The sequence below is a fragment of the Bradyrhizobium sp. WYCCWR 12699 genome, from assembly GCF_032144035.1.
Lineage (GTDB): Bacteria > Pseudomonadota > Alphaproteobacteria > Rhizobiales > Xanthobacteraceae > Bradyrhizobium.
In genome coordinates, this window is the sequence record NZ_JAVTJN010000036.1 from 1,104,755 (window position 1) to 1,127,268 (window position 22,514).

Annotated in this window: 21 protein-coding genes and 1 riboswitch; of the genes, 13 read left to right on the top strand and 8 right to left on the bottom strand. The window is 65.3% G+C overall.

The genetic code is table 11. The features are described 5' to 3' along the window. The first annotated feature begins 71 nt into the window (after positions 1 to 71). A complete protein-coding gene (locus RPS27_RS30310) occupies positions 72 to 719 on the top strand; it encodes a TetR/AcrR family transcriptional regulator (RefSeq protein WP_313754868.1) in 648 nt (215 codons plus the stop codon). A gap of 79 nt (positions 720 to 798) precedes the next feature. On the opposite strand, the gene RPS27_RS30315 is transcribed toward RPS27_RS30310, so the two are convergent. Beyond that, complete coding sequence (locus tag RPS27_RS30315; protein ID WP_194403156.1) at positions 799 to 2,352, bottom strand: alpha/beta fold hydrolase; 1,554 nt, start codon at positions 2,350 to 2,352, stop codon at positions 799 to 801. 147 nt (positions 2,353 to 2,499) lie between these two features. Here RPS27_RS30315 and mddA point away from each other — a divergent pair, with 147 nt between their 5' ends. The 3 genes from mddA to RPS27_RS30330 are packed head-to-tail and all read left to right on the top strand — an operon-like array spanning position 2,500 to position 4,995. Continuing rightward, positions 2,500 to 3,237 carry a methanethiol S-methyltransferase gene (mddA, locus tag RPS27_RS30320; protein ID WP_194403157.1) on the top strand — a complete coding sequence of 246 codons (738 nt, stop codon included), beginning with the start codon at positions 2,500 to 2,502 and terminating at the stop codon, positions 3,235 to 3,237. Beyond that, positions 3,234 to 4,211, top strand: coding sequence for an NADPH:quinone oxidoreductase family protein (locus tag RPS27_RS30325; RefSeq protein WP_194403158.1), 978 nt, complete (start codon positions 3,234 to 3,236; stop codon positions 4,209 to 4,211). The genes mddA and RPS27_RS30325 overlap by 4 nt, the downstream gene beginning before the upstream one ends. 34 nt (positions 4,212 to 4,245) lie before the next feature. Next, on the top strand, positions 4,246 to 4,995 hold the full coding sequence (locus tag RPS27_RS30330) for a hypothetical protein (protein WP_194403159.1): 750 nt from the start codon (positions 4,246 to 4,248) through the stop codon (positions 4,993 to 4,995). A 241-nt stretch (positions 4,996 to 5,236) separates the two neighbouring features. Here RPS27_RS30330 and RPS27_RS30335 read toward each other — a convergent pair whose 3' ends face one another. Next, positions 5,237 to 6,436, bottom strand: coding sequence for a TrmJ/YjtD family RNA methyltransferase (locus RPS27_RS30335; RefSeq protein ID WP_313754869.1), 1,200 nt, complete (start codon positions 6,434 to 6,436; stop codon positions 5,237 to 5,239). A gap of 338 nt (positions 6,437 to 6,774) precedes the next feature. Here RPS27_RS30335 and RPS27_RS30340 point away from each other — a divergent pair, with 338 nt between their 5' ends. Further along, complete coding sequence (locus RPS27_RS30340) at positions 6,775 to 7,989, top strand: NADP-dependent isocitrate dehydrogenase (RefSeq protein WP_194403161.1); 1,215 nt, start codon at positions 6,775 to 6,777, stop codon at positions 7,987 to 7,989. A gap of 97 nt (positions 7,990 to 8,086) precedes the next feature. Then, on the top strand, positions 8,087 to 8,581 hold the full coding sequence (locus tag RPS27_RS30345; protein ID WP_212068211.1) for a DUF3455 domain-containing protein: 495 nt from the start codon (positions 8,087 to 8,089) through the stop codon (positions 8,579 to 8,581). Positions 8,582 to 8,585: 4 nt separating this feature from the next. On the opposite strand, the gene RPS27_RS30350 is transcribed toward RPS27_RS30345, so the two are convergent. Then, complete coding sequence (locus RPS27_RS30350; protein WP_194403163.1) at positions 8,586 to 9,812, bottom strand: cyclic nucleotide-gated ion channel; 1,227 nt, start codon at positions 9,810 to 9,812, stop codon at positions 8,586 to 8,588. 4 nt (positions 9,813 to 9,816) lie between these two features. Next, a complete protein-coding gene (alaS, locus tag RPS27_RS30355) occupies positions 9,817 to 12,495 on the bottom strand; it encodes an alanine--tRNA ligase (protein ID WP_313754870.1) in 2,679 nt (892 codons plus the stop codon). Positions 12,496 to 12,729: 234 nt separating this feature from the next. Further along, a riboswitch (glycine riboswitch) is annotated at positions 12,730 to 12,820 on the top strand. Between the two features lie 163 nt (positions 12,821 to 12,983). On the opposite strand from alaS, the gene gcvT reads away from it, so the two are divergent. From gcvT to gcvP, 3 genes are read left to right on the top strand one after another with little or no spacing between them, the layout of a single operon-like run. Then, positions 12,984 to 14,132 (top strand): glycine cleavage system aminomethyltransferase GcvT, encoded by a 1,149-nt coding sequence (gene gcvT, locus RPS27_RS30360; RefSeq protein WP_313754871.1) that lies wholly within the window; start codon positions 12,984 to 12,986, stop codon positions 14,130 to 14,132. Between the two features lie 9 nt (positions 14,133 to 14,141). Then, positions 14,142 to 14,510, top strand: a complete 369-nt coding sequence (gene gcvH / locus RPS27_RS30365; protein ID WP_194403166.1) for a glycine cleavage system protein GcvH — start codon at positions 14,142 to 14,144, stop codon at positions 14,508 to 14,510. A gap of 17 nt (positions 14,511 to 14,527) precedes the next feature. Further along, on the top strand, positions 14,528 to 17,395 hold the full coding sequence (gene gcvP, locus RPS27_RS30370) for an aminomethyl-transferring glycine dehydrogenase (RefSeq protein ID WP_313754872.1): 2,868 nt from the start codon (positions 14,528 to 14,530) through the stop codon (positions 17,393 to 17,395). A gap of 316 nt (positions 17,396 to 17,711) precedes the next feature. On the opposite strand, the gene recA is transcribed toward gcvP, so the two are convergent. Continuing rightward, a complete protein-coding gene (gene recA / locus RPS27_RS30375; RefSeq protein ID WP_126260835.1) occupies positions 17,712 to 18,800 on the bottom strand; it encodes a recombinase RecA in 1,089 nt (362 codons plus the stop codon). Positions 18,801 to 19,575: 775 nt separating this feature from the next. Between recA and RPS27_RS30380 the strand changes: the two genes are divergently transcribed. Beyond that, positions 19,576 to 19,776: a hypothetical protein gene (locus RPS27_RS30380; RefSeq protein ID WP_194403168.1), complete on the top strand. Its 201-nt coding sequence runs from the start codon at positions 19,576 to 19,578 to the stop codon at positions 19,774 to 19,776. Positions 19,777 to 19,929: 153 nt separating this feature from the next. Next, positions 19,930 to 20,097 carry a hypothetical protein gene (locus RPS27_RS30385; RefSeq protein ID WP_194403169.1) on the top strand — a complete coding sequence of 56 codons (168 nt, stop codon included), beginning with the start codon at positions 19,930 to 19,932 and terminating at the stop codon, positions 20,095 to 20,097. Between the two features lie 639 nt (positions 20,098 to 20,736). Here the strand turns inward: RPS27_RS30385 and RPS27_RS30390 are convergent. Further along, positions 20,737 to 20,994 carry a DUF2798 domain-containing protein gene (locus RPS27_RS30390; RefSeq protein ID WP_194408381.1) on the bottom strand — a complete coding sequence of 86 codons (258 nt, stop codon included), beginning with the start codon at positions 20,992 to 20,994 and terminating at the stop codon, positions 20,737 to 20,739. Positions 20,995 to 21,222: 228 nt separating this feature from the next. On the opposite strand from RPS27_RS30390, the gene RPS27_RS30395 reads away from it, so the two are divergent. Beyond that, the gene (locus RPS27_RS30395) at positions 21,223 to 21,423 is read left to right on the top strand and encodes a hypothetical protein (RefSeq protein WP_194403170.1); all 201 of its coding nucleotides are present in this window, start codon (positions 21,223 to 21,225) and stop codon (positions 21,421 to 21,423) included. Between the two features lie 166 nt (positions 21,424 to 21,589). Then, a complete protein-coding gene (locus RPS27_RS30400; protein WP_194403171.1) occupies positions 21,590 to 21,823 on the top strand; it encodes a DUF6894 family protein in 234 nt (77 codons plus the stop codon). 24 nt (positions 21,824 to 21,847) lie between these two features. Here RPS27_RS30400 and RPS27_RS30405 read toward each other — a convergent pair whose 3' ends face one another. Together RPS27_RS30405 and RPS27_RS30410 are read right to left on the bottom strand one after the other, a co-directional pair. Beyond that, positions 21,848 to 22,102, bottom strand: coding sequence for a hypothetical protein (locus tag RPS27_RS30405; RefSeq protein WP_194403172.1), 255 nt, complete (start codon positions 22,100 to 22,102; stop codon positions 21,848 to 21,850). 107 nt (positions 22,103 to 22,209) lie between these two features. Then, positions 22,210 to 22,503 (bottom strand): hypothetical protein, encoded by a 294-nt coding sequence (locus RPS27_RS30410; protein WP_194403173.1) that lies wholly within the window; start codon positions 22,501 to 22,503, stop codon positions 22,210 to 22,212. Positions 22,504 to 22,514 lie beyond the last annotated feature (11 nt).

Sequence of the window (22,514 nt, forward strand, 5' to 3'; positions counted from 1 at the left end):
GATGCGAATCTTTTCGGCGCGAAACAGATGCGGCTTGATGATACCGCGCGGCTGCGGGTAAGTTCGTCGCCATGGCCAAGACGTCATCGAAGAAGACCTCGCCCCACGCCGCCATCGGCGACGACGAATCCGCGCGCGGGCGCCTGCTCAGCGCCGCATCGCATCTGTTCTGCAAGAACGGAATCAATGCCACCGGTATCGATGCGATCATCGAGGAGGCCGGCACCGCGAAGACCACGCTCTACAAGCTGTTCGGCTCCAAGACCAACCTCGTCAACGCAGTGCTGGAGAGCGAAGGCAAGCAGTGGCGCGAATGGTTCATGGCCGCCATGGAGGAAGGCGGCGGCGACGCGCAGGCCAAGCTGGCGCGCATCTTCCCGGCGCTGAAGAGCTGGTTTGGCGAAGAGCGCTTCTACGGCTGCCCCTTCATCAACGCCGTCGGCGAGCACGACAAGGACGCCAAGCAGTTCCGGAACATCGCGCTGAAGCACAAGAAGATCGTGCTCGGCCACATCGAGAAGCTCGCCGGCGAGCTCGGATCAAACGAGCCGGTCGTGCTCGCGCATCAACTCGGCCTCCTCATCGATGGCGCGATCGTCGCCGCGATGGTGTCGCGCGATCCCGGCGTCGCCGATACGGCCGCGCTCGCTGCGGGCCCCCTGCTCGGTCAGGCAAAGACGAAGAAGAGGCGCGGGGCGGAGCATTTGGAGGCGGTGTGATCGCTCTCACTTTGTAGCCCGCATGGAGCGGAGCGGAATGCGGGAACACCCTCCCGGATTGCGCTCCGCTCCATCCGGGCTACGGCGGAGGACGATTCAACGTCTCCACAAACTGCCCGATCGCCGCCAGCACCGGCTGCTGATCGCCTGCGAAGAACCAGTGATCCTCGCCATCGAGCTCGACGAACTGCGCACCCTTGATCCGGCTCGCGATATCGCGCCCGGCGGCGATCCGCACGGCCCGGTCGCCGCGCCGGTGCAGCACCAGCGTCGGCACGTTGATCTCAGGCAGAAGGTGCCGCACGTCGGCGTCGCGAAAGGCTTCGAGCACGGCCGAGATGCCGCCGGGACTGGACGCCGCGCGCAGCAATCCGGCCCACCAGGCGCGCGCCTTCGGATCGCCCGCAAGGCTCGGCGCGAAGGTCTCGATCCCGACCGGCCCGCCCCATTGCGCGACCAGATGCCTGCTCCAGGCGTCATACTGACTGGCGCGCAAGGCATGCGGGTAATCCTCCGACCAGCATCCCTTGGCCAAGGCGCCGAACAGGATGAGCCCGGCCACGACGCGCGGCTGATCGACCGCAAATTTGACGCAAGCCGGCCCGCATTCGGACGCGCCGAACAGTACGACGCGGCGGGAATCCACCGCGCGCAGCACGGTGCCGATATCCTCCGCGGTGACGTCGATACCAGGCGCCGATCCGACCCGGTCGGACAGCCCGATCCCACGACGATCGAACACGATGAGGCGCCCGAGCTTCATCAATGACGCCAGGAACGTCCGGCTCGCAGGGCTCTCCCAGGCACGCTCCACATGCGACACGAAGCCCGGCATCACCAGAATATCGAGCGGGCCGCTGCCATAGGTCTGATAGGCCAGATGCACGCCGACGCCCTTCACGTAGCGCGTCGTCGGAGCGGCGTGCGGTGCTGCGGCCGGACTCATGAGCGCCTCGGTCTCGGCCTCCGGTGCGACCCCGAGCTCATCCCGCAGCCGCTGCGTGAGTGCCGCGTGATAACGTTCTGCCGCGCTTCGGTCGCCTGATAGCAGCAGGCTGCGGATCAAGTGCCGGCCATAGACTTCGCTGAGCGGATCGAGCTCGACCAGGCGCTGCGCATGTGCCGTCGCGGCAAAATGATCTCCGGCCGCGTTCTTGTCCTGCACGAGACGCTCCAGCGCATGCACCAGCCGTCCCCGCAGCGCCTCGCGGCGGAAGAACGCCCAGTCGTCGAACTCGGGGCAGTCTCCCGGCGCGAAGCCCGCCAGGAAGTCGCCCCGGTAGATCAGGCACGCTTGTTCGAACGCGCCGCGATCGCAGGAATCCTCGAACAGACGTGAGTCGAGCTTCAGCTCGAGGTCCGGCGACCATCTCAGACTGGTGCGGTCGGTCTCGAACACCGCTTGGCCCAGCGTGAGCTCGACGCGGTGAAGCAGCCGCCGCAAGCGCGCAAGGCCGGTCTCCCGGGGCGTCTCCGGCCACAGCAGCGTGGCCATGATTTCGCGCGCGACGGCGCCCTTGGCCTCCCCGAGATAGACCAGCAGCGCAAGCCCCTTGCGCAAGGCCAGCTTGATCGGGCGGCCGTCGGCGTAGAGCTCGGGGAACCCGAACGTCTCCAGCGAAAAAGCCGTCATGGAAATCCTCTTCTTCCGGCTTGCGTTCTCCGGGGGACGCGCAGGGGACGGTCCGGCGGATACAGTCGGGCCAGATCGAGCCTGCTCGCCGGCGAGCGCCCAGGCTCTGCATGCGGCACCGTCGCCATCGGCACAATAGGAAAACCCATGTTCGCACGCCTCGCAATCCTGCTCTACGCCCTCGTGAGCTATGCCGTCTTCACGGTTTCATTTCTCTACGCGCTCGGTTTCGTCGGCAATTATGTCGTGCCGAAGTCCATCGATGTCGGGCCCGCTTCGAATGTAAGCGAGGCCGTCGTCGTCGACCTCCTACTGATGAGCCTGTTCGCCATCCAGCACAGCGTCATGGCGCGTCCGGCCTTCAAGCGATGGCTGGCCGGATTCATTCCCGAGGCCTGCCAGCGCAGCACCTATGTGTTGCTCTCGAGCCTGATCCTCCTCTTGCTGTTCTGGCAATGGCGGCCGATCCCTGCACCGGTCTGGCAGGCGAGCGGTATTGCGGCGGGGGTGCTGACCTCCGTGCATTGGCTCGGCTGGCTGATCGCGTTCGCCTCGACCCACATGATCGATCATTTCGATCTGTTCGGCCTGCGCCAGGCTCTTTTCGCGCTGCGCGGGGCCGAGATGCCGAACCAGTCGTTCCGGACGCCGCTGCTCTACAAGATCGTGCGGCATCCGATCATGCTCGGCTTTCTGCTCGCGTTCTGGGCCACGCCCGTGATGACATCAGGCCATCTGCTGTTCGCGCTCGCCAACACGGCCTACATCCTGGTCGCATTGCAGTTCGAGGAGCGGGATCTGATCGCCGTGTTCGGGGCGACGTATCAGGACTATCGCCGGCGCGTTCCCATGCTGCTGCCGCGCCTGTTCGGAGCGCCCCGATGAAAGCCGTGGTGTGCCGTTCGTTCACCGGACCGCAAGATCTGCGAATCGACGAGATCGACGAGCCGAAGCCCGCCGCAGACGAGATCCTGATCGACGTTCATGCGGCCTCGGTCAGCTTCATGGACCAGTTGATGGTCTCGGGCCTCTACCAGATGCGGCCGCCGACGCCCTTCGTGCCTGGCACGGAAGCAGCCGGTGTCGTGGTCGCGGTCGGCGAGCGGGTCACGGCGTTCGCGCCCGGCGATCGCGTGGCGTGCAGCAGTTGGACCGGCGGCTACGCCGAACGGATGATCGCGAAGGAATCGAAGAGCGTGCGCCTGCCCGATGGCGTTGCGTTCGAGACCGCGGCAACGATCCTGCACAATTACGGCACGGCCTGTTACGCGCTGGCCGAGCGGGCACGGGCGCAAGCCGGCGAGACCGTGCTCATCACCGGCGCGGCCGGCGGGGTTGGCCTTGCCGCCATCGATCTCGGCCGGCATCTCGGCCTGCGCGTCGTCGCCGGCGTCGGCGCCGACGACAAAGCGGCCCTGGTCCGCGGTTACGGTGCCAGCGAGGTCATCAACTATCGCAGCGAGGATCTGCGCGGGCGGATCAAGGCGATCACATCGGGAGAAGGCATCGACATTGGCTTCGACAATGTCGGCGGCGCGATCTTCGAGCAGATGGCCCGACTGATGGCATGGGGCGGACGGCTAATGCCGATCGGCTTTACCTGCGGCGAGATTCCGTCAATCCCGATGAACCTGCCACTGTTGAAGAACTATTCCATCATCGGCGTCTTCGCCGGCGCCTGGGCGGAGAAATATCCAGACGAAGCCGCGCGGATGAATCACACGCTGGTGCAATGGCTGGCCGACGGAAAAATCCGCCCGCACATCGATCGCGTCCTCCCTTTGGAGGAGGCCGGCAACGCCATGCGTGCCGTCGCGGGCCGCACGGTTCAGGGCAGAATTGTCCTGAAGATCAGATAGACTGGACCCGGGAAGGCAAACGAGGACAGCGGAATTGACAGAAATCATCATCGCCAAGCGCTTTTGCGGTCCTCCGAACTCCGGCAACGGCGGCTATGTCTGCGGTCGGCTGGCCCGGCACATTCCCGGCAGCGCCGAGGTGATGCTTCGCGCGCCGCCTCCGCTGGACACGCCGCTCGATGCGGCCGCGGCCGCCGATGGCACGTGGGAGCTTCGTGACGGCGACAAGGTCGTTGCAACGGGGCGAGCGGCGAATGTCGAGCTCGCGCAGCTCGAAACGGCCAGCTTGCAGGAAGCACGCGCCGCCGGATTGCTGGCGCTGTTCGAGCCGCACGAGCATCCGCTACCGAACTGTTTCGTCTGCGGTCCCGCGCGGTCGCAAGGCGATGGGCTGCGCGTCTTCGCCGGGCCGCTCCGCCGTCGTGCAGAGAACGCCGTTCTTGCGGCGACGTGGACACCGGATCCGAACCTCGCCGAGGAGGATGGCCTGGTCGCGCCGGAATTCCTCTGGTCGGCGCTCGATTGCCCCACCGGCTTCGCCAGCAATTGCAACCCGCAGAGCGGCACCTACGACAAGACACCGCTGCTCCTGGGACGGATGGCGGCCCGGATCGAGGCCAGCCCGCGACCCGGCGAACCCTGCGTCATCACGGCCTGGCCCACCGGCCGCGACGGCCGCAAGCGGACCGCGGACGCGGCGCTGCATGATGAAGGTGGCAGGTTGCTGGCGGTAGCGCGGACAACATGGATCGCAGTGGAGCGCGACGTGCTGCTCGGGCGATAGATGCGTGAGGGTAGTGTAGCCGAAGGCATAATCCAGCACGGCTCTTTCCGTTCGGATCGCAAAGAGGCGGGTTACGCTACGCCAACCTGCCCTGCGAACCACAAGCGCGGTCCCGGGGGTGTGCCCACGACTTCTGTTTCAGCTCCCTTGATCGAGAGGATGGGTACATTTTCGCTTTCGCTCTTCGAGCTACGGCGGACAAGTCGCTTTGCCGACCCTGCGAGACCTTCCGCGACGGCACCTACGTTGCCTGCTCCATCATCCCAGCAAGCCGCACCAACTCCGCCTCCAGATCCCGCTCCACATCCGCGGCGCGAATGTCCAGCACCCGATAGTCGCGCGCTTCCAGCCAGCTCCGCCGCCCCGCCCGGTCGGCCGCGATCGCCTCGCCTTCGCCCGGGTTGACCAGCTCGATCGCGATCCGGTGCGGGAAGGAGACGAAGTCCGGGATGTGCCGCCCCACCGGGGTCTGTCGCTTGAACTGCCCGGCGAAGCGGCGGTCGCGGGTCAGCGCCTGCCAGAGCAGCCGCTCGGCGTCGGTCGGGTTGCGCCGGAGCAGACGGGCGAGCCCGCGCACGGTCGAGCCACTGTCTGAGACGCCGCCGCCCTGCCCGTGTTCGGCCAGAAGGGCGCGCAGGCGCGTCGCCTGCTCGCCGTCGAGCACGCCGCCCTTGGCCGGTCCCTTGCGCCCCTCGGCAATCGCCATCACCACGCCGTGGAGGGTGTGCATGTCCTGCTTGGTCGGCTCCATCCGCGTGAAGATGTTGCGCAGGTTCACCAGCATGGTGTCGCGCTTCTCGGCCGGCCGCAAAAATTCCACCTTGTCGAGCTCGCGCACGAGGTTGTCGAAGAAGGCCTGCATCTGGTGCTGCGAGGCGCGCTCGGAGCGCTCCGGTATGGTATGCGGCAGCTCGCCGGAGGTCGCGCGCTTGAACCATTCATAGCCGACCAGCAGCACGGCCTGGGCGAGGTTGAGCGAGGCAAAGCCCGGATTGACCGGGAAGGTGATGATGCGGTTGGAGAGCCCGACCTCCTCATTGGTCAGCCCCCAGCGCTCCCTGCCGAACAGGATACCGGCCTTGCCTCCTGCGGCGACGTGCCCGGCGATCTCGCTGGCCGCAGCCTCCGGCCCGACCACCGGCTTGGCCTGGTCGTGAGGGCGCGCGGTGGTGGCGAACAGGAGGTCGAGGTCGGCGACCGCCTCTTCCACCGTGCCAAACAATTCGACCTTTTCCAGAATGTGGTCGGCGCCGGCGGCGGCGCGCTGGGCAGCGATGTTGGGCCAGCCGTCCCGGGGGTTGACGATGCGAAGGGCGGACAGCGCAAAATTGCCCATGGCCCGTGCGGCCATGCCGATGTTTTCACCGAGCTGCGGCTCGACCAGGATCACGATGGGACCGCCGAGGGACAGGCCCGCTTTGCTCTTGTCAGTCCCCGACATCTCGCTTCGCTTTCACTTCGTCTCAAGGCCTTGGCAAGGCCGCCTGAGGAATTGATTCAGGGCGGCCCCAGGATCGGGGCCTGCCCTCGCGGTCTGTCGTTTGCCTGTCCTGACGAAATTCTCAAGGGAAATAACGGGTTGGATTCGACTTTTGAATCGATGCGGGATCCCCCGGATTCGGCCCTGCGGCAGGGCGGCTCCCCGCCCCCCGTCTGGGGAAGCTGGATGAGCTAAAAGTGCATAATCCCTTGGCTTTCGCCCGCCGCGTCTGGGTGCTAAGAGGCGGCGGATATTCCCGTGGCGCGTCAAAAGCGCCGTTCCAAGAGGCTTCCCCGATCATGGCAAAAATCAAGGTATCCAATCCCGTCGTCGAACTTGATGGCGACGAGATGACCCGGATCATCTGGCAGTACATCAAGGACAAGCTGATCAACCCGTTCCTGGATGTCGAGCTGCTCTATTTCGACCTGGGCATGGAATACCGCGACCACACCAACGATCAGGTCACGATCGACGCGGCCGAGGCCATCAAGAAGGTCGGCGTCGGCGTCAAGTGCGCCACCATCACCCCCGATGAAGCGCGGGTGAGGGAGTTCAACCTCAAGCAGATGTGGAAGTCGCCGAACGGCACCATCCGCAACATCCTCGGCGGCTGCATCTTCCGCGAGCCGATCATCTGCAAGAACGTGCCGCGCCTGGTTCCCGGCTGGAGCAAGCCGATCATCATCGGCCGCCACGCCTATGGCGATCAGTACCGCGCCACCGACATCAAGTTCCCGGGCAAGGGCACCCTCTCGATGAAGTTCGTCGGCGAGGACGGCACCGTGATCGAGAAGGAAGTGTTCAAGGCCCCCGGCGCCGGCGTCGCCATGGAGATGTACAATCTCGACGACTCCATCATCGACTTCGCCCGCGCCTCCTTCAACTACGGCCTGCTGCGCAACTACCCCGTCTATCTCTCGACCAAGAACACGATTCTGAAGGTCTATGACGGCCGCTTCAAGGACATCTTCCAGGACATCTTCGACCGCGAGTTCAAGAAGGAATTCGACGCCAAGGGTCTGACCTACGAGCACCGCCTGATCGACGACATGGTGGCCTCGGCGCTGAAATGGTCCGGCGGCTATGTCTGGGCCTGCAAGAACTACGACGGCGACGTGCAGTCCGATACGGTTGCGCAGGGCTACGGTTCGCTCGGCCTGATGACCTCGGTGCTGCTCACCCCCGACGGCAAGACCGTCGAGGCGGAAGCCGCCCACGGCACGGTGACCCGCCACTACCGCGAGCACCAGAAGGGCAAGGAGACCTCGACCAACTCGATCGCGTCGATCTTCGCCTGGACGAGAGGCCTCGCCCACCGCGCCAAGCTCGACAACAATGCCGAGCTCGCCAAGTTCGCCAACACGCTGGAGAAGGTCTGCGTCGACACCGTCGAGGCCGGCTACATGACCAAGGACCTCGCGCTGCTGGTCGGCGCCGACCAGCGCTGGCTCTCGACCACCGGCTTCCTCGACAAGGTCGCCGAGAACCTCACCAAGGAGCTGGCGGCGTAAGCCGACCGCAATTTCGCCCGACTGGGCCAGACATCATCGCGGGCCGCGCCTTCAAGCGCGGCCCGTTTCTTTTGAGGCCCCGCGCGGAGATGCGACCATGTCGATCAAGCTTGCCGTCCCCTGCCTGTTGCTGCTCGCTGGATCTGCTGCGGCCGCAGAATCCCTTCCCGACGCCATCGCCGCGCCGGGCGAGAGCATGGTGCTCAGCGTCCACGCCGAGGGCGCGCAGGTCTATGAGTGCAAGGCTGGCGCCGACGGCAAGCTCGGCTGGGCGTTCCGCGAGCCGATCGCGACGCTGCTGTCCGAGGGCAAGACGGTCGGACGACACTATGCCGGCCCGAACTGGGAGCTCACCGATGGCAGTGCGGTGGTCGGCAAGGCCGCCGGCAACGCGCCGGGCGCGACGGCGGCCGACATCCCCTGGCTGAAGCTGGAGGTCACCGCCCGCCGCGGCAGCGGCACCCTGACGCCGGTCACGACGGTCCAGCGCATCAACACGCACGGCGGCAAGCTTGACGGCGTCTGCGACAAGGCCGGCGAGTTCAGAAGCGCGCCCTACTCGGCCGAGTATGTTTTCCTGAAGAAGGGCTGACCGCTCAGCGGTCGGTATCGTCCTTCTCCGCCTGCGCCAGCTCCGCCAGCGCGAGGTCGCCGGTGTCGGCGAGCCTCGCCTTGGCGGTTTCGTGGACGTGGTCGGCGAGCGTCGGCATGCGCGCGATCAAGGCGTGAAAATCCTGGGCGTCGAGCACGAGCAGGCGCGTCTTGCGCGTCGCCGTCACCGTGCCGCTGCGTTTTGTCTTGTGCAGCAACGCGATCTCACCGAAGAAGGTGCCGTCGGCAAGCCGCACATGCTGGCTCGGCAGCGCGATCTCGACCTCGCCCGCCGTGATGAAATACATCGAGGACGCTGCATCGCCCCGCCGCACCAGGATCTCGCCCTGCTCGATCGTGCGCGCGCGCAGCAGCCGCATGATGTCGGCAATCTCGGCGGCCGACAGATGCGAGAACAGCGGCACCCGCGCCAGCATGCCCCAGGTGACGACGAAGTCGCGCCGCTTCACCTCCTCGGCAAAGGCGGTCGAGATGATCGCGACCGGCAGCGCGATCATCGCAAAGCCCGAGATGATGGCGAAGGTGGAGACGAGCTTGCCGAGCGGCGTCACCGGCACCACATCGCCATAGCCGACGGTGCCGAGCGTCACGATCGCCCACCACATCGCCTGCGGGATGGTGCCGAGCTTGTCCGGCTGCACGTCGCGCTCGATGGCGTAGAGCAGCGAGGCGAAGGTCAGGACCGCGCCGATCAAGATGACGATGCAGCCGATCAGCGCCCGCCGTTCGGCATGCACGGCGGCGAGCAGCGAGCGCATCGCCGGCGAGTACCGTATCAGCTTGAAGAACGGCAGCACGCCGAGCGCTGCCAGCGTCGCGTGCCGGCCGGTGGCGAGCACGATGGCCGCAGGCAGGAATGCCATGAGGTCGATGATGCCGAGCGCCGACAGGGCATAGCCGAGCCGGTCGGACAGCGCGGACGCCTTGCGGGGAGTGTGGCCCGCCACGGTCCACAGCCGCGCCAGATATTCCAGCGCGAACACGATCACGGACATGATGGTGATGGCTTCGAACAGCGCGCCGAACTGCGCGTCCAGCTCCGGCACCGAAGCGAGGATCATCGCGACCACGTTGAGCACGATGACGCCGATGATGATCTGGATGAAGCGCGACCCGGCCGAATAGGCCAGCGGGTCGTGCTCCAGCAATTCGTAGAGGCGATCCCTCACATCGGGATCGCGAAGCCCACGCCCTCGCGGACCGGGGCGCATGGCTTCACGCAGCCCCCATCGCTTTTTCGATCGCCGCCAGTGCGTCGGTCGCATTGGCTCCATCGGGGCCGCCGGCCTGCGCCATGTCGGGCCGGCCGCCGCCGCCCTTGCCGCCGAGCGCCTCGGAGGCCACGCGCACCAGGTTCACGGCGTTGAAGCGCGCGGTCAGGTCCGCGGTGACGCCGACCACGACGCCGGCCTTGCCGTCCTCGGTGACGCCGACGATGGCGACGACGCCGGAGCCAATCTGCTTCTTCGCCTCGTCGGCGAGGCTCTTGAGATCCTTCATCTCGATGCCCTCGACCGCGCGCGCCATCAGCTTGACGCCGCCGGCGTCGCGCACGCTGGCCGCGGCGCCATCGCCGCTCGACGCGCCGCCGCCCATCGCCAGCTTCTTGCGGGCGTCGGAGAGCTCGCGCTCGAGCTTCTTGCGCTCTTCCATCAGCGCGGTGATGCGCGCCGGGACATCGTCGATCGAGGTACGCAGCTCGCTCGCCGCGGTCTTCGCCAGCGCCATGGTGTCGTTGGCGTGCCGGCGCGCATAGTTGCCGGTCAGCGCCTCGATGCGGCGCACGCCGGAGGCGACCGCGCTCTCGCTCGTCAGCGTGATCAGGCCGATGTCGCCGGTGCGCTTGACATGGGTTCCGCCGCAGAGCTCGACCGACCAGCCGAGCGCGTTGGTGCCGCGCTCGCGCGCGGTGCGGCCCATCGAGACGACGCGGACCTCGTCGCCGTATTTCTCACCGAACAGGGCGCGGGCACCGGCTTCGCGGGCTTCATCGACGCCCATCACGCGCGTGGTGACCTCGTCGTTCTCCAGCACCACGTCGTTGGCGATGTCCTCGACGCGCGCGAGCTCCTCCGCCGTGATCGGCTTCGGATGCACGAAGTCGAAGCGCAGGCGATCCGGCGCCACCATCGAGCCGCGCTGGGCGATGTGATCGCCGAGCACCTGGCGCAGCGCCTCGTGGATGAGATGCGTCGCCGAGTGATGCGCGCGGATCGAGGAGCGCCGCGAATGATCCACTTCGAGCTGCAGCGCCGTGCCGATTTTCAGCTCGCCGCTCTCGACGGTGCCGACATGCACGAAAAAATCGCCGAGCTTCTTCTGGGTGTCGGTGACGCGGAACTTGATGCCGCCCTCGCCCGAGAGCACGCCGGTGTCGCCGACCTGGCCGCCGGATTCCGCATAGAACGGCGTCTGGTTCAGCACGATCGCGCCCGTCTCGCCGGCCTTGAGGCTTGCGACCTCCGCACCATCTTTCACCAGCGCGGACACCACGCCCTCGGCGCTCTCGGTCTCGTAGCCCAGGAATTCGGTCGCACCCAGCTTCTCGCGCAGCGGGAACCAGATCGCTTCGGACGCAGCTTCGCCAGAGCCCTTCCAGGATTCGCGCGCCTTGGCCTTCTGCCGCTCCATCGCGTCGGTGAACGCGGCCTGGTCCACGCCGATGCCGCGCGATTTCAGCGCGTCCTGCGTCAGATCCAGCGGGAAGCCATAGGTGTCGTACAGCGTGAAGGCGACGTCGCCGTCGAACATGTCGCCCTTCTTCAGCGACGCGCTCTTCTCGTCGAGGATGGCAAGGCCGCGGACCAGCGTCTTCCGGAAGCGGGTCTCTTCCAGCCGCAGCGTTTCCTCGATAAGATTTTCGGCGCGCATCAAATCCGGATAGGCCTGGCCCATCTCGCGCACCAGCGCCCAGACGAGGCGATGCATCAACGGTTCCTTGGCGCCGAGCAGTTGCGCATGGCGCATCGCGCGGCGCATGATCCGGCGCAGCACGTAGCCGCGGCCCTCGTTCGAGGGCAGCACGCCGTCCGCGACCAGGAAGGCCGAGGAGCGCAAGTGGTCGGCGATGACGCGGAACGAGGCGACGTTCTGCTCGTTCGGCCCGCTGCCGAGCGCGGACGAGGTCGCGTCGATCAGATGACGGAACAGGTCGGTCTCGAACACGCTGTCGACGCCCTGCATGATGCAGGCCATGCGCTCGAGGCCCATGCCTGTGTCGATCGAGGGACGCGGCAGGTCGACGCGCTCCTCCTTCGTCACCTGCTCGTATTGCATGAACACGAGATTCCAGAATTCGAGGAAGCGGTCGCCGTCCTCTTCCGGCGAGCCGGGAGGCCCGCCCCAGATGTGATCGCCGCGGTCGATGAAGATCTCCGAGCACGGGCCGCACGGGCCGGTGTCGCCCATCGCCCAGAAATTGTCCGAGGTCGGAATGCGGATGATGCGATCGTCGGAAAAGCCGGCGATCTTCTTCCAGAGCCCGTGCGCCTCGTCGTCGGTGTGGTAGACGGTGACGAGCAGCTTGTCCTTGTTGAGCCCGAAATCCCTGGTGATCAGCTTCCAGGCCAGCTCGATCGCGCGCTCCTTGAAATAGTCGCCGAACGAGAAGTTGCCGAGCATCTCGAAGAAGGTGAGATGGCGCGCGGTGTAGCCGACATTGTCGAGGTCGTTGTGCTTGCCGCCGGCGCGCACGCATTTCTGCGACGTGGTGGCGCGCTGATAGGGCCGCTTCTCGACGCCGGTGAAGACGTTCTTGAACTGCACCATGCCGGCATTGGTGAACATCAACGTCGGATCGTTGCGCGGCACGAGGGGCGAGGACGACACGATCTCGTGGCCGTTCTCGGCAAAGAAGTTCAGAAAGGTCGACCTGATCTCGTTGACGCCGCTCATGTTCATCCAATCGGGTATGCTTGGACCCGCTTCCCAGCCATCCAAACCGCGCGTTTGGGCTGATATCTGCGGGCCAAAGCGCTTTTAGACAAGGCCAGCTTCGCTGTCCAGAAACTGTGCAGAGAGATCAGAGGGTTGCCGCAGGCGCTCAGTCCCCCTTGCAATCCCGTTGAAAGGCACGGATGCCGCGTTGACAGGCTTGGCCAGCCTGTGGTCTTTACCCATTTGTATCGTACGGCCACGTCGGGAGAGACCGGCTTTAGGCAGCCGGCGCCGAAGGAGCAACCGCCCCGGAAACTCTCAGGCAAAAGGACCGCGTGGCTTTGACGACATCTGGAAAGAGGCGCCGGCGGGCAAATACCTTCTAAGGAAGGTTGGCCCGAATAGCGTCCGCCGACGGGATAATACTCTCAGGCACAGCGACAGATGGGGCTTCGACTGGTTTGTCTCGGGGAATCGTCCCCGGGGAACCGCCGAGGGCCCCTGTGATGCTGGCGCGTGACGACAAAGACTCCCTGAAACGTACCCCCCTCTACGACCTGCATGTGTCGCTCGGCGGCAAGATGGTGCCGTTCGCGGGCTATGACATGCCCGTGCAATACTCCGCGGGCGTCCTCAAGGAGCACCTCCAGACCCGCAGCTCCGCCGGCCTGTTCGACGTCTCCCATATGGGCCAGCTCGCGCTACGGCCGAAATCCGGCAGGGTGGAGGACGCCGCCCGCGCGCTGGAGCGGCTGGTGCCGCAGGACATTCTGGCGATCGCGCCCGGCAGGCAGCGCTACGCCCAGTTCACCAATCCGGACGGCGGCATTCTCGACGATCTCATGGTCGCCAATTTCGGCGACCACCTGTTCCTGGTCGTCAACGCCGCCTGCAAGGCCGAGGACGAGGCGCATCTGCGCGCGAATCTCTCGGACGATTGCATCATCGATTCGCTCCAGGACCGCGCGCTGATCGCGCTGCAGGGCCCGAAGGCGGAAGCGGCGCTGGCGAAATTCTGTGCAGAGGCGCCCGCCATGACGTTCATGGATGCCGGCCCGCACGAGGTCGCCGGCATCAAGTGTTTCGTCTCGCGCTCCGGCTACACCGGCGAGGACGGCTTTGAGATTTCCGTCCCGACCGCCGATGCCGAGCGGCTCGCGAAGACGCTGCTGGAAAACCCCGACGTGATGCCGATCGGCCTTGGTGCCCGCGACAGCCTGCGGCTGGAAGCAGGCCTCTGCCTCTACGGCCACGACATCGACACCGCGACCACGCCGGTCGAGGCCGCGCTGGAATGGTCGGTGCAGAAGAGCCGCCGCAATGGCGGCGCGCGCGCCGGTGGCTTTCCCGGCACTGAGAAGATCCTCGCCCATTTCGACAACGGCGCATCCCGCCGCCGCGTCGGTCTGCGTGCCGAGGGCCGCGCGCCGGTGCGCGAAGGCGCGCTGCTGTTTGCGGACGCCGCCTCCGGCGAGCCGATCGGAAAGGTCACCTCGGGCGGTTTTGGGCCGACCCTGAACGCGCCGGTCGCGATGGGCTACGTGCCCACGGCCATGAGCGCGCTCGATACGAAACTCTTTGCCGAGGTGCGCGGCCAGCGGCTGCCGCTCACCGTCGCCGCCATGCCCTTCGTGAAAAACACCTACAAACGCTGAGGACTTGAAATGACCACGACGCTGTACACCTCCGACCACGAATGGCTGGCGATCGACGGCGATGTCGCGACCGTCGGCATCACCGATTATGCCCAGCAGCAGCTCGGCGATGTCGTATTCGTGGAGCTGCCCAAGGTCGGCCGCACGCTGAAGAAGGCGGAAGCCGCCGCCGTGGTGGAATCGGTCAAGGCCGCCTCCGACGTCTACGCGCCTGTCACCGGCGAGGTGCTCGAGACCAATGCCGAGCTCGCGGCCGAGCCGGCGCTGGTGAACTCGGATGCGCAAGGCAAGGCCTGGTTCTTCAAGATCAAGATCGCCGACAAGAACGAGCTCGGCGGCCTCATGGATGAAGCTGCGTACAAGGCACATACGGCTTAGGGACGATGGAGCAAGCGATGACCGCGCACCGCAAGACCAACGGCGACACCGCCGCCAGTTTCGTTCGCCGCCATATCGGCCCTTCGGCGCGCGATGTGGCCGCCATGCTGGAGGCCGTCAGCGCAAAGAGCGTCGATGCCTTGATGGCGGAGACGCTGCCGGCCTCGATCCGCCAGGCCGCGCCGCTCGATCTCGGCAAGCCGCTGAGCGAGACCGAGGCGATCGCGCACATGGCCGAGCTGGCGCGACAGAACCAGGTCTTCACCTCGCTGATCGGCCAAGGCTATTCCGGCACGATCCTGCCCGCGGTGATCCAGCGCAACATTTTGGAGAACCCGGCCTGGTACACGGCCTACACGCCCTATCAGCCCGAGATCAGCCAGGGCCGGCTGGAAGCGCTGCTCAACTTCCAGACCATGATCTGCGACCTCACCGGGCTCGACGTCGCCAACGCCTCGCTGCTCGATGAAGCCACCGCGGCGGCCGAAGCCATGGCGCTCGCCGAGCGGCATTCGCAGGTCAAGGCGCAAGCCTTCTTCGTCGACAAGGACGTGCATCCGCAGACGCTGGCGGTGATGCGCACCCGCGCCGAGCCGCTCGGCTGGAAGCTGATCGTCGGCGATCCCCTCACCGATCTCGACAAGGCCGACGTGCTCGGCGCGCTGCTGCAATACCCGGGCTGTTCCGGCGCCGTGCGCGACCTCAGGCCCGCGATAGCAGCGTTGAAAGCCAAGGGCGCGCTCGCGATTCTCGCCGCCGATCTCCTCGCGCTGACGCTGCTCGCCTCCCCGGGCGAGCTCGGTGCCGACATCGCGATCGGCTCCGCTCAGCGTTTCGGCGTGCCGATGGGCTATGGCGGACCGCACGCCGCCTATATGGCGGTGCGCGATGCGCTCAAGCGCTCGCTGCCCGGCCGCATCGTCGGCCTCTCCGTGGATTCGCGCGGCGCACCCGCCTATCGGCTCGCGCTGCAGACCCGCGAGCAGCACATCCGCCGCGAGAAGGCGACCTCCAACATCTGCACCGCCCAGGTGCTGCTCGCCGTGATCGCCTCGATGTATGCGGTCTATCATGGCCCCGAGGGCCTCTCGCAGATCGCGCGCAATTTGCATCGCCGCGCCGCGGTGCTCGCGGCCGGCCTGCGCAAGCTCGGCTTTGCGCCGCAGTCGGAGGCCTTCTTCGACACGCTGAGCGTCGATGCCGGCGCCAGGCGCGCCGAGATCGTCGCGCGCGCGGCTGCTGAGAAGCTCAATCTCGGCGTCGGTGACACCGCCCTGCGCATTGCGCTCGACGAGACCACGACGCCCGCGACCGTCGAAGCGGTCTGGCGCGCGTTCGGCGGCACGCTGTCCTACGCCGAGATCGACGCGACCACGCGCGAGGCGCTGCCGGAGGCGCTGAAGCGCACCACGGCTTTCCTCACCCACCCGGTGTTCCACGCGCATCGCTCGGAGACCGAGATGCTGCGCTACATGCGCAAGCTCTCAGATCGCGACCTCGCGCTCGACCGTGCGATGATCCCGCTGGGATCCTGCACGATGAAGCTGAACGCAACCACCGAGATGATGCCCCTGACCTGGCCGGAATTCGCGACGCTGCACCCGTTCGTCCCGCGCGAGCAGGCGGCCGGCTATCACGCGCTGTTCGCACGGCTGGAAAAGTGGCTGTGCGACATCACCGGCTATGACGCGATCTCGCTGCAGCCGAATTCCGGCGCGCAAGGCGAATATGCCGGGCTGCTCGCGATCCGCGGCTACCATGCCGCGCGCGGCGAGAGCCACCGCAAGATCTGCCTGATCCCCTCCTCCGCCCACGGCACCAATCCGGCTTCGGCCGCGATGGTCGGCATGGACGTGGTGGTGGTGTCCTGCGAGAAGAACGGCGACGTCGACGTCAACGATCTCCGCGCCAAGGCCGAGAAGCATTCGAACGACCTCGCCGCGGTCATGATCACCTATCCCTCCACCCACGGCGTGTTCGAGGAGCACATCCGCGAGATCTGCGACATCGTGCACGGCCATGGCGGCCAGGTCTATCTCGACGGTGCCAACCTCAATGCGCAGGTCGGCCTCTCCAGGCCCGGCGATTACGGCGCTGACGTCAGCCACCTCAATTTGCACAAGACCTTCTGCATCCCGCATGGCGGCGGCGGTCCCGGCATGGGCCCGATCGGTGTGAAGGCGCATCTCGCGCCGTTCCTGCCGGGTCATCCCACGACGAACGGCGATGCACCGGTCGGTCCGGTCTCGGCCGCGCCGTTCGGCTCGGCGTCGATCCTGACCATCTCCTACATCTACATCCTGATGATGGGCGGCGACGGCCTGAAGCGCGCCACCGAGATCGCAATCCTCAACGCCAACTACATCGCCGCGCGCCTCGATCCGCACTTCCCGGTGCTCTACAAGAACGAGAAGGGCCGCGTCGCCCATGAGTGCATCGTCGATCCCCGTCCGCTGAAGGTTACGTCCGGCGTCACCGTAGACGACATCGCCAAGCGCCTGATCGACTACGGCTTCCACGCCCCGACCATGAGCTTCCCGGTGCCGGGCACGCTGATGATCGAGCCGACCGAGTCGGAATCCAAGGCCGAGCTGGATCGTTTCTGCGACGCCATGATCGCGATCCGCAAGGAGATCGCCGAGGTCGAGGCCGGCCGCTTCAAGATCGAGGCCTCGCCGCTGCGCAACGCCCCGCACACCGTGCACGATATCGCGGATGACGATTGGACGCGCGCCTACACCCGCAGCGAAGGCTGCTTCCCCGCGGGCACCTCGCGCACCGACAAATACTGGAGCCCCGTGGGGCGCGTCGACAACGTCTATGGCGACCGCAACCTCGTGTGCTCCTGCCCGCCGGTGAGCGATTACGCGCAAGCCGCGGAGTGAGGCTTCTTAGGGTGGGTTAGCGGGCGGCGGCGCGAAGCGCTGTCCGCCGGCGTAGCCCACCACTTCACTTCTGCGGAGACGGACGTTGTGGGTTACGTCTTTGACTAACCCTACGGCGGTTTCTGAGCATCATTCTGCGCCGAGCTCGTCCTCTGACGGCCCGGCTTCTTTCTCGTCATCTGGTTCATTCATTGCTGCGGCTTGCCGTTCCAGCAACTCCAGAAAGTTGTGCTGATCATAACGAAACGGGCACCGAAGACGTCGGCAACTCAACGTCCTCAATGCCCGCTCCTCGCGATAACTCTGTACTCGAAAACTACTCGTCCGTCGGCTCCTCGCCGTCGGCATCGCGCTCGGGCGTGCCGGCCAGGATCTGCTCGGCGATCAGGCCGGAGTTCTGGCGGATCGCGGTCTCGATCTTGGCGGTGATGTCGGGGTTGGCCTTCAAGAACGCTTTCGAATTCTCGCGGCCTTGGCCGAGGCGCTGGCTGTCATAGGAGAACCAGGCGCCGGACTTTTCGACGATGCCGGCCTTGACGCCGAGATCGAGGATCTCGCCCATCTTGGACACGCCCTCGCCGTACATGATGTCGAACTCGACCTGCTTGAACGGCGGTGCCAGCTTGTTCTTGACCACTTTGACGCGCGTGGTGTTGCCGACCACCTCGTCGCGCTCCTTGATCGCACCGATGCGGCGAATGTCGAGGCGGACGGAGGCGTAGAATTTCAGGGCATTGCCGCCGGTGGTGGTTTCGGGCGAGCCGTACATCACACCGATCTTCATGCGGATCTGGTTGATGAAGATCACCATGGTGTTGGACTTGTTGATCGAGGCCGTCAGCTTGCGCAGCGCCTGGCTCATCAGCCGCGCCTGCAGACCCGGCAGCGCATCGCCCATCTCGCCCTCGAGCTCGGCCTTCGGCACCAGCGCCGCGACCGAATCGATCACCAGCACGTCGACCGCGCCGGAGCGCACCAGCGTGTCGCAGATTTCCAGCGCCTGCTCGCCGGTGTCCGGCTGCGAGATCAAGAGCTCGTCGATGTTGACGCCAAGCTTGCGGGCATAGACCGGATCGAGCGCGTGCTCGGCGTCGATGAAGGCGCAGATGCCGCCCTTCTTCTGCGCTTCCGCCACCGTATGCAGCGCCAAGGTGGTTTTACCTGAGGATTCCGGCCCGTAGATCTCGACGATGCGGCCCTTGGGCAGGCCGCCAATGCCCAGCGCGATGTCCAGCCCGAGCGACCCCGAAGACACCGCCTCGATGTCCATGGAGCGATCGTTCTTGCCCAGCTTCATCACCGAGCCCTTACCGAACTGGCGCTCGATCTGAGAGAGCGCGGCGGCCAGAGCTTTACTCTTGTCCATGGAGGATCCTTCGACGATACGCAGGGCAGTTGCGGACATTGGGTCGTGCTCCTTATGGCGAGGATTCGCGTGAGGGACAAACGGTTGCGAGGGCGGCTCGGCGATAAAAGCAACGTACCCCATTTGTTCTAGGTTCGCAATATGTTCTTTGCGGATTTGGGGGTACTGTCCGTATTTGACCCCGGGTGTCCTAAGTTGACTTTAGGCGTGTCCTAAATCCGTAGTTCTCCGGGCGAGAACGGACGCGAAATAAATAGGTCCGAATTTGTTCTGCTGGCGTGTATTTATAAGCGGAACACGTAGAAGTAAGGCCGCCTCAGTGGGCGGCCTCTTTCATTCAAAGGATAGTGAGCAGATATGCCAGTTCCCGCTGGTAACGTTCGGCGGACGAATTCACCTGCAAGCGCTTCCCCTCGACCATATGGAAACTGCCGATCTTCAAGCGCGAGATCGGGATGCTCTTCGCGCCACTATGCGGCCAGACGTTCAGGCTCAGCTTAGCGATGACGGCGTGCCAAACCCCGGACCGGTTGGCTGAATTAATTTCACTGGCCTGATTTGATTTTGCGAGTGGCCTATTTCGGCCAGTACCGGATTTGGGTGCTGTCCGTATTTAACCCCCCGCCAAGCGCCCCGGCGGCGACAGTTCGAGCTTCAATCCCGGCTCGCCCCTGCGCGTTGTGCGCACAATTGAACAGACGCCGTTCCGTTTCTGGATCCTAATCCATCATCATCCGCGAGGGACCGCGGCAGCTAACGGTGATGCGAACGCCGATTGCGCTCCCCGCCTTCCTCGCACGGACAATGGCGGGTCATGCTCAAGCGGCGACGGTTCAAGCAACAACTGACCCTTCAAGACCGGCTCTCCGCATGGGTGAAGCAGGTCAAGGAGGACGCTGCCAGGCTGCCTCCCGGCCCAGAGCGGGATGCCCTGCTCAAGAAGGCGCGCCAGGCCGAGTTGGCAAATCATCTGCAGGACTGGGTCAAATCCCCCGGGCTGCAACCGCCGAAATAACAGCGCGGCCACGACATTCCTCCCGACCGAAGCTGACGTGCGTCGAAGGCCTATGACCTGTCGTCGTCATAATTCCGCAATCCTGCGGCACCGAACCTTTTCGCGGTCTCAGCCTTGTCCAAGACAAGACCGCAACTATTGGGGATCTCAGTCATGACGGACAACGAGCACCGCGAAACGTCCAGGCGCAAACCCCTGCTGCAGGCGGCGCAGGAGGAGATGACGAAGTTCGAGCGCAAGGAGAACGAGTTCCGCAAGAAGGACCGCAACGAGCGCGCCAGCGAGCTCCGTCTTCCCCTGAACGAAATCAAGGTCCACTGAAGCCTGTCGAGACTCGCCTTCGGAATCGACGACGACGCGCTGTCAGAGGAGCTTCAGCCGCCGGGCATGGGTGCGCATGGCGGGATGACGCGCCGAGTTCATACAGCCTGCCGCGCACAATGACGGTATCTAAACACTACCTATAAGCCATTGAAAGAACAACAAATTTCCCATGAGGCCTACTGTGCATGGGGTTGTTTTCCAGTTTTGAGATTGGCGGCATGCCCGTTGCCCGCGATCATCGCAGGGTACGGCCGCTGCCTGCACGATCCCCTACAGCAGCGCCAGCAGCACGAGGCCGATCACCAGCACCACGAAGCCAGCCGCGGTCGCGGCGGCAAATGACCGCTCTACGTTATCCATGATGCCACCCCGTTGCCGGCGTGCCACGTTTCCCCCATGGCTGCGCCGAACGGTGTGAAATCTTGCCGACCTGTGTGTCGGCAGTTGTGCGAACGGATGTCGAAATTGGGACCGGTGCGGGGCCAGTCTGCGGCCTGTGCCAGGCTCGGAAAGCTGCCGCCTGTCAGGCTGCCGTAAGCGGAGCCGGCTAGGATGATGCGGCTATGGTGTTGCAGCCCAGCACCTCAGCCTCCAACAACTCTCTGCCCCGCTTGGCTCTCCCCAGGCGGGGCTTTTTCATGCCTGACGGCCGGCCGCCGACTCACGTTCCTCTCGCGTCAGGCGCAGCGAGAAGGCGCGGATCGCGGGCGCAGCCAACAGCACGATCGGCACCATGGTGGCCCAGGCGATGAGCCACGACACCATCCAATGTTCAAAGAAGATCATGCCATCGCCGGCAGGAAAGCTGGCGACCCACGCTGCAATCAGCGAGGTCAATCCGGACTGGATGATTCCAAAGACGAAATGACTGTACCGCCGGGGAATGCCGAGCATGTCGAGCCCATGATGCTTGCTCTCATCAAGCAAGCAAAGCACATGCCGCCGCTGGCAGGGAACCGGAACCCACTGCAGCGCGAACACCTTAAGCCTGCGGTTCAGGAACTCTGTTCATGGTCGGAGAACCACGGGCTTCGCCCGGCAATCTGCAGATTTTGCTTGTGCCCGGAATATTATGACGACCACCATGTTAACAGTCATGAGGGTGAATCGTGGGAGGTCGCCATGAATCACAGGGGCATCGAGTTCACCGTCGCCAAGACGGCGATTCCCGGAATCTGGCAATGGCAGTTCCGCATCGGCGAGCAGATCAAGACCGGCAAGACCGAGACGAAAATTGATCTGCTCGCGATCCGCCGCGTGCAGTTGCGGATCGATCGGGAGCTGAAGCGATCGGCCGGACAACGGCCTGAACCGGCCGGATGAATTGTCGGCAATCGCGAGGCGCCTTGCGCCCCGCCACGGCTGGCAGGCCCGCTGCTGCAGCATCATCCGTAGCCGCCCGGAATTGATCTGACGCCGGTTTGGGATTGGACTGCGCGCGCCCATGGCCGTGGGGACGAGGCCATCACGCGTGCGACCGGTGCTGCCCATGCCGCTCTATTTCTTTCGAATCCGGAATGGCCGTTATTCCGGCTGCGCCGACCAGGCGACGGAATTCGCCGATCGCGATTCGGCCTGGAAAGAGATGACCAGCGTCTGCGCGGACATGACCGCCGGCATCGCCCGCAAGCTCCAGGAAAATTCCGAATGGCACATGGAGCTCCTAGACGAGGCCAAGGAGCCCGTGTTCCGGATCCGCATCGTCGCCGAAACCCTCGAATAGCATGAGCCCTCGGAGCAGGCCCGCCTAGTCCGCGCTGGGCAGCCGCCGCATGGTGAATTCGATCTCGCCGCCGGGCAGTTCGCGCCAGGTCTCGACCGCGCTCATATAGCCGGCCTTGGGGTAGCGGGCGAAGAAGGCCTGCGCCCGTTCCCGCGCCGCGGTGCGCGGCAGCGTGAAGGTCTCGCGCAGATAACCGTCGCCGCTTGTTCGGCCGGGCTTGCCGGCCACCTTGCGCCGGCGCGCCATCCGCTCGGCGAGATCCCGCGGACGATCGGCCATATCCTGCCCTCCTCTACGCGCTACGCTCAGAGGCAAATGTAGGGCGCGGGCCGGCTGAAGAGGAGTCCCGTTCGCAAGGCGTCGGACCGTCCCCGACGCGGCCAAAATCAGTTGGCGGCCGTGCCGCTCTTGGACTTCTTCGGCGCGCTGGTTGCAGCCGATGCCTTCGGCGCCGGCTGTTTCGGCGGATCGGAGCGCATGCCGCCCCAGGGATCGTTGGACGCCTTGTTGTCCGGAATCTTCTTCAGCGTTTCCTTATAGGCCTTGTCGCGCTCGGCTTCCGCGGCCTTCTCTTCGGGGGTCTTGCTCGGGGCGTCCTGCAGCAAATTGAGCTGGGGCATTTGCGCGTAGGCCGGGCCGGCCAGCACGGCCAGCACCGCGGCCAAACGGAAAAGCTTCATCATCCACTCCT

Coding starts and splice junctions, on each gene's coding strand:
- mddA (WP_194403157.1), top strand. CDS start 2,500: ATGTTCGCACGCCTCGCAATCCTGCTCTACGCCCTCGTGAGCTATGCC.
- gcvH (WP_194403166.1), top strand. CDS start 14,142: ATGACCACGACGCTGTACACCTCCGACCACGAATGGCTGGCGATCGAC.
- RPS27_RS30380 (WP_194403168.1), top strand. CDS start 19,576: ATGCTCAAGCGGCGACGGTTCAAGCAACAACTGACCCTTCAAGACCGG.
- RPS27_RS30325 (WP_194403158.1), top strand. CDS start 3,234: ATGAAAGCCGTGGTGTGCCGTTCGTTCACCGGACCGCAAGATCTGCGA.
- RPS27_RS30395 (WP_194403170.1), top strand. CDS start 21,223: ATGAATCACAGGGGCATCGAGTTCACCGTCGCCAAGACGGCGATTCCC.
- recA (WP_126260835.1), bottom strand. CDS start 18,800: ATGTCCGCAACTGCCCTGCGTATCGTCGAAGGATCCTCCATGGACAAG.
- RPS27_RS30340 (WP_194403161.1), top strand. CDS start 6,775: ATGGCAAAAATCAAGGTATCCAATCCCGTCGTCGAACTTGATGGCGAC.
- alaS (WP_313754870.1), bottom strand. CDS start 12,495: ATGAGCGGCGTCAACGAGATCAGGTCGACCTTTCTGAACTTCTTTGCC.
- RPS27_RS30350 (WP_194403163.1), bottom strand. CDS start 9,812: ATGCGCCCCGGTCCGCGAGGGCGTGGGCTTCGCGATCCCGATGTGAGG.
- gcvT (WP_313754871.1), top strand. CDS start 12,984: ATGCTGGCGCGTGACGACAAAGACTCCCTGAAACGTACCCCCCTCTAC.
- gcvP (WP_313754872.1), top strand. CDS start 14,528: ATGACCGCGCACCGCAAGACCAACGGCGACACCGCCGCCAGTTTCGTT.
- RPS27_RS30390 (WP_194408381.1), bottom strand. CDS start 20,994: ATGCTCGGCATTCCCCGGCGGTACAGTCATTTCGTCTTTGGAATCATC.
- RPS27_RS30310 (WP_313754868.1), top strand. CDS start 72: ATGGCCAAGACGTCATCGAAGAAGACCTCGCCCCACGCCGCCATCGGC.
- RPS27_RS30410 (WP_194403173.1), bottom strand. CDS start 22,503: ATGAAGCTTTTCCGTTTGGCCGCGGTGCTGGCCGTGCTGGCCGGCCCG.
- RPS27_RS30335 (WP_313754869.1), bottom strand. CDS start 6,436: ATGTCGGGGACTGACAAGAGCAAAGCGGGCCTGTCCCTCGGCGGTCCC.
- RPS27_RS30405 (WP_194403172.1), bottom strand. CDS start 22,102: ATGGCCGATCGTCCGCGGGATCTCGCCGAGCGGATGGCGCGCCGGCGC.
- RPS27_RS30400 (WP_194403171.1), top strand. CDS start 21,590: ATGCCGCTCTATTTCTTTCGAATCCGGAATGGCCGTTATTCCGGCTGC.
- RPS27_RS30315 (WP_194403156.1), bottom strand. CDS start 2,352: ATGACGGCTTTTTCGCTGGAGACGTTCGGGTTCCCCGAGCTCTACGCC.
- RPS27_RS30345 (WP_212068211.1), top strand. CDS start 8,087: ATGTCGATCAAGCTTGCCGTCCCCTGCCTGTTGCTGCTCGCTGGATCT.
- RPS27_RS30385 (WP_194403169.1), top strand. CDS start 19,930: ATGACGGACAACGAGCACCGCGAAACGTCCAGGCGCAAACCCCTGCTG.